Origin of the sequence: Enterococcus villorum, from assembly GCF_007990225.1 — a bacterium.
GTDB lineage: Bacteria > Bacillota > Bacilli > Lactobacillales > Enterococcaceae > Enterococcus_B > Enterococcus_B villorum.
Map to the genome: position 1 here is coordinate 19,327 of NZ_BJWF01000008.1, position 15,129 is coordinate 34,455.

General features: G+C 34.7%; 10 protein-coding genes. 1 reads left to right on the top strand and 9 read right to left on the bottom strand.

Features of this window, described 5'->3' with window-relative positions:
• Positions 1–228: 228 nt before the first annotated feature.
• The 8 genes from EVI01_RS04790 to EVI01_RS04830 form a co-directional block, all read right to left on the bottom strand.
• Positions 229–1,077, bottom strand: coding sequence for a MurR/RpiR family transcriptional regulator (locus EVI01_RS04790; RefSeq protein ID WP_010751354.1), 849 nt, complete (start codon positions 1,075–1,077; stop codon positions 229–231).
• A gap of 205 nt (positions 1,078–1,282) precedes the next feature.
• On the bottom strand, positions 1,283–3,217 hold the full coding sequence (thrS, locus tag EVI01_RS04795; protein ID WP_010751355.1) for a threonine--tRNA ligase: 1,935 nt from the start codon (positions 3,215–3,217) through the stop codon (positions 1,283–1,285).
• A gap of 328 nt (positions 3,218–3,545) precedes the next feature.
• Positions 3,546–3,725, bottom strand: a complete 180-nt coding sequence (gene thmT / locus EVI01_RS04805; RefSeq protein WP_002287649.1) for a 2-hydroxymuconate tautomerase — start codon at positions 3,723–3,725, stop codon at positions 3,546–3,548.
• A gap of 91 nt (positions 3,726–3,816) precedes the next feature.
• The gene (locus EVI01_RS04810; RefSeq protein WP_010751356.1) at positions 3,817–5,610 is read right to left on the bottom strand and encodes a heavy metal translocating P-type ATPase; all 1,794 of its coding nucleotides are present in this window, start codon (positions 5,608–5,610) and stop codon (positions 3,817–3,819) included.
• Between the two features lie 327 nt (positions 5,611–5,937).
• Positions 5,938–6,549 carry a hypothetical protein gene (locus tag EVI01_RS04815; RefSeq protein ID WP_010751357.1) on the bottom strand — a complete coding sequence of 204 codons (612 nt, stop codon included), beginning with the start codon at positions 6,547–6,549 and terminating at the stop codon, positions 5,938–5,940.
• Positions 6,546–6,779 (bottom strand): hypothetical protein, encoded by a 234-nt coding sequence (locus EVI01_RS04820; RefSeq protein ID WP_010751358.1) that lies wholly within the window; start codon positions 6,777–6,779, stop codon positions 6,546–6,548. Before EVI01_RS04820 ends, EVI01_RS04815 begins: the two co-directional genes overlap by 4 nt.
• 2 nt (positions 6,780–6,781) lie before the next feature.
• The gene (locus tag EVI01_RS04825) at positions 6,782–7,303 is read right to left on the bottom strand and encodes a hypothetical protein (RefSeq protein ID WP_010751359.1); all 522 of its coding nucleotides are present in this window, start codon (positions 7,301–7,303) and stop codon (positions 6,782–6,784) included.
• Positions 7,284–10,223: a leucine-rich repeat domain-containing protein gene (locus EVI01_RS04830; RefSeq protein ID WP_010751360.1), complete on the bottom strand. Its 2,940-nt coding sequence runs from the start codon at positions 10,221–10,223 to the stop codon at positions 7,284–7,286. Before EVI01_RS04830 ends, EVI01_RS04825 begins: the two co-directional genes overlap by 20 nt.
• A gap of 1,492 nt (positions 10,224–11,715) precedes the next feature.
• Between EVI01_RS04830 and helD the strand changes: the two genes are divergently transcribed.
• Positions 11,716–13,995 (top strand): RNA polymerase recycling motor HelD, encoded by a 2,280-nt coding sequence (gene helD, locus EVI01_RS04835; RefSeq protein ID WP_010751361.1) that lies wholly within the window; start codon positions 11,716–11,718, stop codon positions 13,993–13,995.
• Positions 13,996–14,073: 78 nt separating this feature from the next.
• Here helD and EVI01_RS04840 read toward each other — a convergent pair whose 3' ends face one another.
• The gene (locus tag EVI01_RS04840; protein ID WP_010751362.1) at positions 14,074–14,712 is read right to left on the bottom strand and encodes a hypothetical protein; all 639 of its coding nucleotides are present in this window, start codon (positions 14,710–14,712) and stop codon (positions 14,074–14,076) included.
• Positions 14,713–15,129 lie beyond the last annotated feature (417 nt).

The window sequence follows — 15,129 nt, forward strand, 5'->3', positions numbered from 1 at the left end:
CTAAATTTCTTAAATTTAAAAAGAAAAAACAGAATCAGTAATAAATTCTTTAACTAATTTCAAAACAAAATGCACCTATTGTTTCACAAATCAAAATTGTGTCACAAAAACGAATGATTTAAAACGTTAAAAAATAAAGCTTTTTATTTAATTCTGTGAATTTAGTCCGTGAAACACAACAGATGATATTTTTACTGTGGAAAACTAATGCTTGTTATTTCATGGTATTCAAACTTTGGAACCGAAATATTTCTTGATCGCTTGCCTTGTTTCTCCTACTTTTTCCTTCAATCGTTCATTTTTTGCCATATATAAATAAAAAATAATATCAACAGTGACAAATTGGGCAAGTAAAGAGTTAGTGGCTGCACTACGATTTGTAATTTCTTTTGGTCGAGACGTTTGTATGACTACATCAGCAAGTCTACTCAGCGGATTATGCCCAAACTGTGTCAAGGCAATCACTTCAATCCCTAATTCTTTCGCAATTTCACCAATAGCGAGGACATCTGCGCTGTTTCCAGAGTTGGAAATTAACCAGAGTGTTTTTTTCGTTTCATTACTTACTAATTGTGGTAACAAAATATGGATGTCTTTTTCAAAGATAATCGGTTTTCCCACTCGTGACCATTTTTGTAAAATATCTTCTACTACTAGAGAAGAAGCCCCTACTCCATATAAAAAAACTGTCTCTGCTTTTTCTAAACTTTCGACAATTTCTTGAATTTTTTCTTCCTTTAAAATTTCGACAGTTTCTCTAATGGCTACTTGGGCATTATTTCCTAAAATATGCTTAATCGAATAAAAGGATTCATTCGGATGTATATCGCTAAAGCCTTCTACGATCCCTGTTTGAAGCTCGGTGGAAATGTTTATTTTAAAGTCAGTCAAACTCTGAAATCCAATTTTTTTTGAAAAACGGACAACTGTTGGTGCACTTAATCCAGCAGCTTCTGCTAATTCATTTGCCGTCATAGTTGGGATTTTTTCGACATTTTTGATAATATAATCAGCTAGCTTTTTTTCGGCAGAAGAATACTCTTCCATCATACTTTCAATATGACTAATAACGCTCATTTGCCTCACTCCCCTTTATCTACCAGTCTATGTCAGTATAACATATCCTACTAGTCGAAAAAGCGTAGAAAGAAATTTTTTGCTTTTCATAAAAACGACAAACCGTGGGACAGATCACTTTATTACGCCACATAAATAAAAAAGCAGAGAAGACAAATTTGTCTGTCTCTGCTTTTTACTCAAACCTTTTTTATAGTACTTTATCTTATCGACTATAATTTTGAACTTCTGATACAATTGCATCAACAAAAATATTTAAATCTTCCACTGCTGTTTCTTTGCTACCGTATCTGCGGATATTGACCGTTGCATCGTCTACCTCTTTATCCCCAACCACTAATTGATAAGGAATTTTTTGTGTTTGAGAGGCACGAATTTTATAACCCATTTTTTCATTACGATCATCTACTTCTACACGTAAACCTTTCATTTGTAAACGTTCTTTAATTTCATAAGCGTAATCGCTATGGGCATCAACAGAAACAGGAATGATCGTAGCCTGGATCGGTGCTAACCAAGTTGGGAATGCACCTTTGTAAACTTCTGTTAAGTAAGCAACAAACCGTTCCATTGTTGATACAATTCCTCGGTGGATAACGACAGGCCGATGAGTATTTTCGCCATCTTCTCCTACATATGTTAAATCAAAACGTTCTGGTAGTAAGAAGTCTAATTGAATAGTTGACAAAGTTTCTTCTGTTCCAAGAGCTGTCTTTACTTGTACGTCTAGTTTTGGACCGTAAAACGCTGCTTCTCCTTCTGCTTCGAAGTACTCAAGTTCTAATTCATCCATTGCTGCTTTAAGCATTACTTGTGCTTTTTCCCACATCGCATCATCGTCAAAATATTTATCGGTATTATTCGGGTCGCGATAGCTTAAACGGAAACGATAGTCTGTAATATTAAAGTCTGCGTAAACTGCCACCATTAGTTCAAGCGTACGTTTGAACTCATCTTTAATCTGATCAGGACGTACAAAAGTATGACCATCATTCAATGTCATTTCACGTACACGTTGTAATCCAGACAATGCGCCTGATTTTTCGTAACGGTGCATCATCCCAAGTTCTGCAATTCGAATCGGTAATTCACGATAAGAATGGATCGCATTTTTATAAACCATCATATGGTGTGGGCAATTCATTGGACGAAGAACTAACATTTCGCCATCTCCCATATCCATAGGAGGGAACATATCCTCTTGATAGTGATCCCAGTGTCCAGAAGTTTTATATAATTCTACATCTCCCATAATCGGTGTGTAGACGTGTTGATACCCTAAGCTAATTTCTTTATCAACGATATAGCGTTCAATTGTTCGACGAATCGTTGCACCTTTAGGCAACCAGAAAGGCAAGCCAGAACCAACTTGCGGAGACACCATGAATAGTTCAAGTTCTTTACCTAGTTTGCGATGGTCTCTTTCTTTTGCTTCTTCACGTAGACGGATAAATTCTTTCAACTCTTTTTTATCAAAAAATGCAGTACCATAAACACGTTGCATCATTCGATTATTGGAGTTACCGCGCCAGTATGCACCAGCTACTGACAATAACTTAAAGATTTGAATACGTCCAGTAGAAGGGACATGCGGTCCACGGCATAAATCAATAAATTCACCTTGTTGGTAGGCAGTAATGACTTCATCTTCTGGTAACTCACTAATTAACTCTACTTTATAAGGATCTTCGGCAAAAATTTCTAGCGCTTCTTGCTTAGAAAGCACGCGTCGTTCAATAGGTAGGTTTTCTTTCACGATCTTCATCATCTCTGCTTCAATTGCAGGCAAGTCTTCTGCGCTAACTTGATTTTCTCCATTATCGGTATCGTAATAAAAACCTGAGTCAATGGCAGGTCCTACCCCAAAATGAATAGATGGGTATAAACGACGCATTGCTTGAGCCATCAAATGAGCTGCAGAATGGCGTACTAAAAATAAAGCATCTTCATGATCAGGGGTCACGATTTCAAGTGTGGCATCTTCTTCGATTCCACGGTTCAAGTCAATTAGCTGTCCGTTAATTTTACCTGCTAAAGCTTTTTTTGCTAAACTTTTCGAAATACTCTCGGCAATTTCAGCGGTTGTGCTGCCAGCCTCAAATTCTTTGATTGCACCATCTGGGAAAGTAATTTTTATCATAATCAGTATCCTCCTTTTTCTTTTTTGATTGAATGAGCTGACACCAACAAAAAAATCCTAGCATCTCTATCAAGAGATACTAGGACGAAAGAATCGTGGTTCCACCTAATTTCGAACGTTTACACGTTCCTTGAGCGTTGTAACGGTACGACCGCCTTTGCTTCAACAAAGGTTTCGAAAGTGGTCATCCTTTGGTTTTCTTCTGGAAAAGTTTCAGCCTAGCTTTTCCTCTCTGAACGAAGACTCTCAAATTCAGTTGTCTTTCTCATCAATCAACTATATTTTTATTTAACCACTAATGAAAAGAAAAATCAAGTGTAGAAAAAACTTATTTTTTCCATTCACCATTTACTCCGTAAGTCCCTTTTTTCATTTCATTGATAATGACATGAATATGTTCTTTGGGTGCTTGTGTATTCTTATGAACAGCTTCAGTAATATCTTTCATCATATTTTCTAATTGTTCAGGGCTACGTCCTTCGACTAATTCTACATGTACAAATGGCATGGTCTCGTCTCCTTTTTTATCGCTTATAAAAAACATGCTTTATATCTTTGATCATACCGCAAAAAAGGAAAAGAGAAAAGAAGTTTTCTTATTATCCACGTGTATGCTCATTTTTTGCTCTGAGTGCACTTAAAATCGAAACGGTATCAACCACTTCTTGAAGGATGGCACCAAAAAGAGCAGGAATGGCACCAGTACTTGCTACCAACATTAAAAACACACAGATAAAAATGCCGATCAAGACGGATTGTTTAGCTACTTTCATCGTATCTCTAGAAACAATGATCGCAGTCGTAACTTTCGTTAGGTCATCTTTTAATATCACGGCATCAGCACTTTCACTAGCTGCTGTAGACCCATGGGCGCCCATAGCAATGCCGACATCTGCAATAGCCAGAGCTGGTGCATCATTGACTCCATCTCCTACCATTGTAACCGGACGATTATTCTTTGGAATATTTTCAAGAATGTCTAGCTTATCTTGCGGCAAACACCGTGCATGAACAGAAGTTAATCCCACTTCATTTGCGATTGATTCAGCAATTGATTCTGAGTCTCCAGTAATCATCATTAAATCAGATACCCCATTTTTTTTCAATTGCTGAATTGTTTCTTTCGCCTCAGGACGGAGAGTATCTGAAAATAAAATTGTACCAGAAAAATGATCATCCATTGCGATATAAATGGCCGTTTGTGCCGTTTTACTTTCTGTCGCACCAACGAAGGAAGCTCTTCCTACTTTAATACAATGACCATTTACTTGAGCTTTTATTCCTTGACCAGTTATTTCTTTCAACTCAGTTACTGGGAGTAATTTTTCTTTGTCCACCTCTTTTAACAACGATCGAGCCAAAATATGACTTGATTCTTGTTCTGCACTTGCGGCATAGAGTAACAAATTTTCTTCCGTCATTTCTCCTTCTGGATGAATACTTGTTACTTCAAGAACGCCTCTGGTGATTGTGCCGGTTTTATCAAAAGCTACTGTCTTTGTCCGAGCTAATTTTTCAAGAGCTGTCCCCGTTTTTATTACGATACCATTTTTACTTGAACGGCTCATGCCTGCGACTAATGCAATAGGTGCAGCTAAAATCAAAGGACAAGGAGAAGCAACAACGAGTACTTCTGCAAAGCGCACAGGATCTTTCGTGAACCACCACGAAATGCCCCCAATCAAGTAGGCAATCAATGTGAATGGTACTGCATAACGATCAGCTAATCGAACGAAATGGGCGGGTTTTTCTTTTGATTCTTCGACTAATTTTATAATCAATTGATACTGGCTATCAGCTGCTCTTTTTTCAACAACCATTTGAATCGAAGCCTCTCCATTTATCGAACCAGACATTAACTCATCTCCTGGCTTTTTTAAAATGAGCGTTGATTCACCCGTTAAGGAAGATTCATCAAATTGAGATTCTCCTTTGATCATTTTCCCATCCACTGGAACTAATTCCCCTGGTTTGACAACAAGAAGATCGTTGATTTCAACCTCGTCAACTGCAATATCTTTGAGCCGATCATTTTCTAATTTATGTGCTGTACGGGGAGTATTATCTAGTAAAGATTGTAACTCTCGACTTGCTCTTTTATTCGCATAGTCTTCTAAACTATCGCCACCGGTTAACATGATTAAAATCATCAAACTAGCCCAATATTCTTTAACCGCAAGCGTCGCAATAATGGCAGTAATCGCTAAGATATCAACACCATATTTTCCAGAACGCAACGTTTTGATCATCTCAATGAACATAAAGAAAGCCAAAATCCCACCTGTCACAGCAATAATAATAAAGGCAAATGTGGGTTCATTGAAAATAAATTCACTGATTAACGCAACAATTCCTATAATAACTGTCACTGTAAATTTTTTTAAATGTGTCATCATGATTCACTCCTCTACAAATTAAGAATACCTACTTGTAACAAGAATGAAAACTATTTACCCTTAAATGAAAATAGCTCTCACTCTCATCTATTTGCGAGTGAATGGTTGCGAAATGAAAAGCAACCGACTAAATATAATTTGTTTATTCATTCCCACGTTTGAAGTCACAAAATATAAAACCAGACTCGTTATCAGTCTGGTTTTATATTTATGTATTCTCTTGTCATTTTGTAAGTAGTATCGGAAACTTACTACAAACTAAAAATACTCTTTTTCTATCTTCTTGCGACTCGTTCAATAGAGACTGTATTTTTTTCAAAATGATTAGTCCGCTACTCGTTCAAAGTGAAACATCAAATCGTAAGTTTGGTCGATTCCTTGTTGTGGTACTTGTGTAAAGTCAAAATCTGTTCCTAGTTTTCCAGTTAATTTAAATGTTTTTTCTTCTTGTTTTTCTGTTGGTTGTCCATTAATAATGCTACCTAGTAATGACATTAATTCTGTACGTGTGTTGATAAATGAATCTTCTGCAGTACGTAAGTTAACCGTTGCATCATCTGAAACAAGATTCAAAACAGTTCCGCTAAATAAGTTATGTTCTGTTCCACGAGAAGCAAAATTTTCAATTGATACTTTTACACCTTCTGCTGAACGATTTTTAATTGTATATGTCGCTGAGTTGACACTGCCCTTACTTGCTTCACTTGCTGCAAATGAAACCGAACTTGGAATATCAACTTTGATCCATTGCTCATCGGGTATCTCTGGGTTTTCTTCTTCCCCTTCTTCAGGGTTTTCTGGATCAAATTCTTTGATCGTACCTGTTACTGGAACTGTTGCGCTTTCTTGTCCTTGAATGGTTTGTGCTCCTGCCAAGACAGATGAGAACATCGTTACTCCTAATACGCTTAAAATTGCTAAAGTCATTTTTTTCATTTTCTTCCCTCTTTCTTCTTTTTCTTCATTAAAATAAATAAAATCATTAAAATACCTAAAAGAACCGGTGTAATCGCCGTATAAGTATTTAATTTAGGTAATAAACTTTGGTTTGTTGTCTGTGCTCTAGTGATTTTCCCGATCACTTCAACACCCACATTCACTGAATCTGTTTCTTCATAACTAACTAGTTGGTTTAATAAAATGAGGTAATTCTCAGTATTCACCATTTTTAGCTCTCCACATAAACATTGACATTCACTGCATTCTCCGAAAGCAATCGCTGACCTGTTTCATCATAAATTTTTACTTGAGCAACTGCTTGGTGTTTCCCTGCTGGCAATTCATTTTCTAGTTTGCCATATTCAATATATTGTTCTGGTTTCAGATACCCAGAATCATAAAGCAATTTTTTTTCTTCTTTTGTATAGACAGCGACTTTCATTAAATGTTTATTACTTTTAGGATTAACAATACCAATCAACCCTGGTGTTTTAGCATCTTTGAAATTCCATTCGGTATTTAGTTCTAAAGAAAACGAAGCACCATCTGCTTCTTTTTGTAATTCTTCTGCTAGTTCTTTCTTTGTTTTATTTTTTTTATATACACCATTTTTGACATCACTACCAATTACAATCGTTTGTGTATCACTTGATTGCATATGTTGGATATAAAAGTAAGCACCACATAAAATAAACAAGCCAGATAGAAATAGGACCACGTATTGTTTTTTCTTACCCCGTTGTTTCTTCAATCGAATCCTCACTTTCTCTAAAAGTAAATTGGAAAGAATAGGCAAATTGTTTTTCTTCCAATACCTCTGCAAAATAATTACCTGTTAACGTAAACTGGAACACACTCCCTGTGGCTAATTGCCCCAGATGATTATTTTGACTAGCTAAGTTGAGTTCTTTGTCTGCCATTTTTGCTTTAAGAGAAATTCCTTCTATCCCTTTTATCACTTCTTCGACTAACGGCAGAGGATTCTCTTTTATTTCTTCCAGTTTTTCAATCGTCACTTCAATCGGAAATTCTGAATGGTTTTTAATCTGATACTCTGTTGAATTGATTTTTTCCGCAGACGCATGATTGCCAAATTTCATCTCGATCGGTATTTCTACTTTAAGTAAATGAGCCACTAATTCTACGGTAAATTCGGCACTGTAATTTGTATCTTCATAATTCTTGTATTGAAAAACCACTTTTTCATTCTTCAAAGAACCATCTTCGTTAAATTCTATGTGCCAGATAATTTGATTATTTTCAATTCGAAAATCCACTTCACTCGTTTTTGGCAAATAAGCTTCACTATTCTTATTTTTCACTATATTCTCAATGCTAATTTCTTCGCTGGCCTTAATTCTCTGAGAAGTAGAGAAGATTTGATCCGCAAAATTCCACCCACGATCATTCATAAAATCTGGTGTAGAACCAGCAGGAATATACCTTAAGTCTTCAATGTCTGACAACGCACTTAAATCCGTTAATTGATTGCCACTCAAATCAACATATTCCAAGGGATTATTCTTTGCAAATGGAACAAGATTTGGCAAGAAATCATTAGTGATATTTGTTGAATTCAAACTTAAATCAATTCTTTTTAACTTTTTGAGTCGACTGGGTACTAAAATATTGAAACTCGTATTTTTCATTTTACGCATTTTTAATACCTCTAATTTCTCTGGTATTTCCGATCCATAAATGGTGTAGTTTGTTTCACTAATGTCTAAATAGGTTAAATTCACAAAAAGGAACGTAGAACTGAGATAAAGCGTGTTGTGGTTTTTCGATAAATCAAGATGCGTTAACTTATTTAAACTTTGTACAAGTGTTCCTGTCAATGTACTACCAATTTCTTGATTAATTAAAACTAGTTTTGTTAAATTGGTTGCATATTGTAAACTTCTAATATCTTTGATTCTTTCCCCGTCTTCTCCTGCATCATACTCTAATGTCTCTAAGCTACTCATCGCGTAGTCGGTGATTTGCAACGTGTCGTCTATTCCCAACGTTCGGCGAATTTGTTGCTCAAGTACAGGATCGGTAATCTCGATCTTTTGTCCATATATGTAATCGACCACAAGCGTTTCCCCCTCTGCTAAAACACGAACCTTTTCAGGTGGTTCACTGATCAGTCCATACCCAGAAATTACAGGAACCGTTGGCAGAGTAAAATCTGTATTAGCTACTCGAATATGTAGAACAGACGGTCTTAATGTCTGGTCTCTGATATTTTTGTAATTGAGTTGCACATAACTTAGCCCATTATCAATTGCTTGATCCACATAATGAATGACTTCTTCCGATGCTTTTCTTTGAAACGTTCCAGTGAAAATTTCATGAACAGGCTTTGATTCTTCAAAATATTCATTTCTTGTATTTAACGTTTCACCAACATACCCATACACATCTTTAAGAATTCCAAAGTCTGTCGTTTTTTCTTCTAATGTTTCCCGATCAATCTCCCTTAAGATGCCTCGTAAAGCTATCTTTTGTAAAAAAGGAGAATTGGGTTTTCTTAATTCAGATATGTATGACACACTAAATGTCAAACTTGCTAGACCGATACCATTAGCATTAGGTAAATCGGTCACTTCTTGTTTTAATTTTATCTGAAAAACATTATCAATATTACTGCCAATTCGGGCTGTTCTATCAGACCCTATGTAGTTGACGTCGCCACCATCTGTTTCTAAACGACTGCCATCATAAGCATAAAATGGCATGTCAAAGTCCCACGTTTCACCATCTTCATTGACTTTGATGGCTTCAAGTTCATTAAAGGGATCAAATGATTGATTTTTCATTTGCCTCGTATCAATTCGCGTACTTATCTGAATCGCTGGTGTAGCAATAATAGGAGTTGAATTGACTGGCACATCATTTATAATATTTTCAGCCATTTTTTTCAATGGTCGAAAATCAGTGACTTTTGAATTGGGCAGATCAAGTCGGCGTAAATTTTCTAAATTACTTAATGGGGACAAATCATCAATGTCATAATCATTATCATTTGTTGTTCCAAATGACAGATAATATAAATTTTCAGCATATTGAAGTCCTTCAAGCGAATCAATGTTTCCAAAAAGCGCACCAGGATGTATAATCCTTGTTACTTTTTTTAATTCACCGATAGTAATTTTATCCGTATCAATAAGTGTAACATCATCTTTAATTCCCTTTAACAATGCTTCAGACATCGTAATGACTGTATCGTCTGGGAGATCAGCTATTTCTGATGTAGAACTGGTTTGCTCTTCTTCTGGTATTTTTTCGATTTCATTGGTTTCTTCTGTTGGTGTTTCATTTGTATCTTCTTCGATGATTTCTATCGTTTCTTCAATAGCATCTGTGCTTTCCTCAATGTATTCATTCTTTTCTTCAATTATAGGGTCCGTGCTTTCCTCGATTTTTTCTTCTTTGATGGATGAAGAATTTTCTATAGTTTCGAGTGAATCATTTTCCTCACTTTGAATAGTTTCTTCAGGTATGCTTGATTCGGTTTCTATTGTTTCACTGTCATCGGTATTTATTTCTATGGCATTCGCTTCTTCTTCCTGTTTTTCTACCAATGTTTGTTCAGATTCTGTTAATTCATTGAATATTTCACTGGCTTGGACGATAGTTGGCGTAATTAATTGAATACAACAAAGATATAAATAAAATTTTTTCAAGCAGTCACTTCCTTTCTTGCTTTCATTGATCCATTTGATTGCTAAAAAAAACCAAAAAATGAAGTGGCTTGATACGGGGATCAAGTCACTAAAAAAAGTCGTTGAGCTATTAGATTTTACTTAATCAAGAAGCCAGTAGAAAAATGTTCGATCTGTTCACGATTAGGTAAATATCTTTTTTTATTATGCATCTATGGAGCGTAGAAAAATTGTTCAATACATCTGATAATCTCTTGTATTTCTACGTACTTTCTCTCTCACTAAACATCATTGTTACCTTTATCAAACTTGATAAGATCCCATTCTTATAAATTGTGATCATCAATGATTGAAACAGTTTTATTTTTCTAAAAAAGAATAATCACTCGTAATTTCTAACAGGTACATTTTTTTGTTACCAATGAACAATACTCTATCTTTAATAATGTATACCTCTCATTTACTTATCAAAAATCACTGTTTTTTTGACGGGAATGAAAGGTTTTCCTTCCTGTATTTTCGCTTTAGCTACAAAAATACTTCACGATCTAACAAACAGCTAAGCTAGTTGCCACTTCTTCTTTCAAACAAAGCACTAATCAAAAAGGAAGGACGAAGCGCTTCTTTAAATGATCATGTCACGATAGGATAGAAAGGACTTCCCCCAAAGTTCTCCTTTTCCATTCATACGATACGAATCAATCGGTTGTTGCTATTGTCTCTGCATGTAAAAGCTAGTCTGGTATGCAAGCTATTCCCCAATTGATTTTTCTCTTACTTTATCCTACTATTTTATGATTGATGTTCCTCACTCTATTGAATCTGTCGTTCATGGTCTAATCATCTTTATGTATATTTGCACGGTTTCCAGATACTATCTATGTTTTTTCGATTCAAAGAACATTCGAAAAATGGTCTCATCTTCACTTTTATGCTGAAAGTTTTCTCGATTATGACAACAATTGATGCTTTAGATAGAAGATGAAGATATTTACAGGTTTCACCTTCTAAAGTTATGTTTACTAATTATGGGTTTAAAATGTACAGATACACTCTTTTCTTTCTCATTATCTCCCCCTTTAATTGTCAGGTTTTATATGAATAAAACCTTTCTAATTAAAATTATGCCATAAAAAAATAGTACAATCAAGAACATTCAAGTTATTTTTTAAACATGAAAAATAATAGCACTATCTTTTCATTACAAAAACAACTTTTTATATAGCGTTTTTATTGAAAAAAACATTATAAATCAGATGATAAAATCTATTACAAAAAATTAAATCACATTGTTTATGTTATTTAAAAATACATTTCCTTATAATTTATGTGAAAGAAAAAGTATTATAATCTTCCTTTTCTGTCTGTCGATAACCTAGGCTGTCGATCGAGAGGTAATAAAATAATTTTTGATATTAAGGACTATTTAAGTCGAAATACAAAGATACCTTTTTCTCGTATTTTGTGCTATACTTTTAATTCGTTATTTACGGCGGAAGGAGTAATAGACGTAATGAATGAAAGACAACAAGAACAACATCACGTGGAAGAAACGATCCATATGATCCAGCTTGAACAAAAACTACTGAATAAAAAACAACAATCACTCTCACAAGAAATGCAGGATTCTACAAAAGATACCGCAAATCATACAATTAGAATCGGTTCAAATGAATCTTTTTATGAATCTGCTGTGGAATACCGCCAACACGAGCAAGAATTGCTCTTAAAATACCATACTTTGGAAGCCCAACAAAAACGTCTACAAACGTTAGAAGTCATGAAAGGTAGCCCTTACTTTGCACGTATTGATTTTAAAGAAGAAGCAGAAAAAGAAACCCTTTATTTAGGTATTTCTTCTTTAAGAAATGTATCAGAAGAAACAATTGTTATTGATTGGCGTGCACCTATCGCTAATCTTTACTATGAAGGCGAAATCGGTCCTGCTTTTTATGAAAAGGAGACTGAAAAAATCAATGTTGAACTTTTATTAAAACGTCAGTTCAAAATTCTAGAAGGAAAAATAGTTTCGATGGTTGATACTTCTGAAATTATCAATGATGATTTTTTATTGGAGATTTTAGATGATGCGTCAAGTGCGCATATGAAAAACATTGTTTCTACGATCCAAAAAGCGCAAAATGAGATTATCCGAGATACAAAAAGCAAAGTAATGTTAATTGAAGGCATCGCTGGTAGTGGCAAAACTTCTGCCTTATTGCAACGGATTGCTTTTTTACTTTATCACAATCGTAAATGGTTGGCATCTGAAAATGTTTTACTCTTTTCCCCCAACCATCTTTTTTCTGACTATATTTCTACTGTTTTACCATCGTTAGGCGAAAGCGGCGTTCCTACACAAACGTTTAAAAACTACTTAGAGCAATTACTGCCTGAATTTTCTTTATTAGAAGAAGAACAACAAGAAATTGGCTTTTTAACTGGAGAAAAAGACCCCATCCAAACGTTCAAGAACAGTTTACAGCTGATTGCTCATGTGGATGCTTATATTGATAACATTACAAGCTTTGGTCCCTTATTTAGAGAGATGAAAATTAATGGTCGGACCATTCTATCAAAAGATGCTATTCGCAAATGGTACCAAGAAACGAATGAACTCTTACCGTTACATCAAAGGCTTTCTCTTTTGCAAACCAAACTATTAAAAAAATTAGGCGGACTACAAAAAGATGAAACACGTCAAAAATGGGTAAAAGAGTTAGCTGAAGAACAACTACAGGAATTATATGCAACTGATCCTAATTTGGAATATACAGAACAAAAGGAACAGTCTTTACGTAAAAAATTAGCTAATCAAATTGTTAAAAAAAGATTTCGTCGAATCAATCGCGGCATCAACAACTATCAATTTGTTAATATGACAAAACAATACCTTCATTTTTTACAAACAGTCCCAGCTGCACTACTATCTAAAAATGGAATTAATGACACTCTTTGGAAAAATCATTTGGGATTCCTAAAAGAAAAACTTCGTGAACGAAAATTACGTCAAGAAGATGCTGTTTTATTTTTCTTATTAATGCGACGGATTTATCCCATCACAGTGATGCAAAAAGCACGCTATATTTTTGTGGATGAGATGCAAGATTTCTCACCTGCACAAGTCGCCTTATTACGAGCGATTTATCCAAAAGCAAACTTAACTTTCTGTGGAGACTTAAATCAAAATGTCTTTGGTAATGAAACAATCACTGATTCTTTGGAGCAGTTATTCAAAGAAGAAGCAGTTACTCACTTTCAATTAACCACAAGCTATCGTTCAACAAAAGAAATCACTGACTTTGCCAATCACTTTTTAACTAAAGAAAATCAAGTAGAAACGACAGCTCGAAAAGGAGATCTTCCTTTAATCATCAAAGGAACTTCTCTAAAAAGTAGATTAGATTGGTTAAGCTCATCCCTTGAAATGAGCCAAGAAAAAACACGTTATTGGCGTACAGCAATCATTGCAAAAACACAAACAGAATGTGAAGAATTGTATGCCCAACTGCCAGATCACTTAAAGGAACGTATCCAGCTGATTTCAGATGAAACAGATTTTATGAAACGCCAAATTGTTCTTTTGCCGGCATTCTTAGCCAAAGGACTTGAATTTGATCGTGTTTTCTTGTGGAATATCAATGACATGAATTTTTCTTCCAAACAAGATAAATTGGTTCTTTACACGATGTGTACGCGAGCAATGCATGAACTTGCCTTAATTACTTCTGAAACAAAAAGCCACTTACTCGATACAATTGATCCTACCTTTTATAAAAAAAATACTTTATAAAACGACACTAAGCCTGAGTATCACAAAACAAACGTATGTTTTGTGATACTCAGGCTTAGTGATTTATTGTTCCATCCTTTACACAAATAATTCCGTGTCTGGGTATTTTAATTTTACTAATGAAAGGATCATCCGCAATTCTTCCATGTTTTCAGGATATTCAGGATCAAATATCTTACTATGGCGCCCGATCCCACCGTTGTCAATCAATCGATAAATTCGATTCCACTCAATAAATTGTTCAATGGATTGGAAATTACTGATTGGATAACCCCCACTATCAAGTATTTCTGATACACGAAAAGCTAAATAAGCACTATCAATTACCTTTGCTTTTTTAGGATCGTACTTTTTATTCTTTTCAATTAAAATTTTTTCTGGTTGATGTTTTAAGCTCCATTCTAATAAGCGAAAGAAAGCTTCCATGCGATAATTTTCTTCAAATAATCGAAAAGCTGAGTCTGAACGACGAAAAAGCAGAGGAATCAAATAATTTTTTTTGTAAATCAACATGGGCGCGCGATCAACCATACATTCAAGATAACGATTGAGGTAACCAGTTCCGACATAGTTGCCTAAACGATAACCTTCTACACCAAAATGTGCATATTTTTGTGCTAATTTGGAACAATCTGTGACATTAACAGCTAATTCTTCTATCTTTTGGTAACCGCTTAAAATACGCTCAAAAGGCTCTAAACTAATTTTTGCTTCCATAATTTTCCCCGCCTATATCCACATTACTCTATATCATTTTTCCAATAATACCTCTCTTTCAATAATAACATAGGAACAATTAGAATAGAAAAAAAATCTATTAAAAAACTGTTTTTTCAGTTGTTCATGAGATAAGAAACAATCACATTTAATTTAAAATTATTGTTATTAAATTGTCACTTAGTAAATGATCATCATATAATCAATAAAATTGATGCGAAAAATGAGGAAGTACATTCATTCTATTTAGTGGTGGATGGGACCTCAAATATTTTTAGAGTTTTCTTGTGAACATTTTGCTGACTGAGCGCCATTGATGTAATTTTTATTGAAATGAAATTACTTGTTTTCAATTTAGTTTTTATAGCTGTTTGCATACATTTATTCTCTCTAGAAATAATAGAAACATCGTAACTT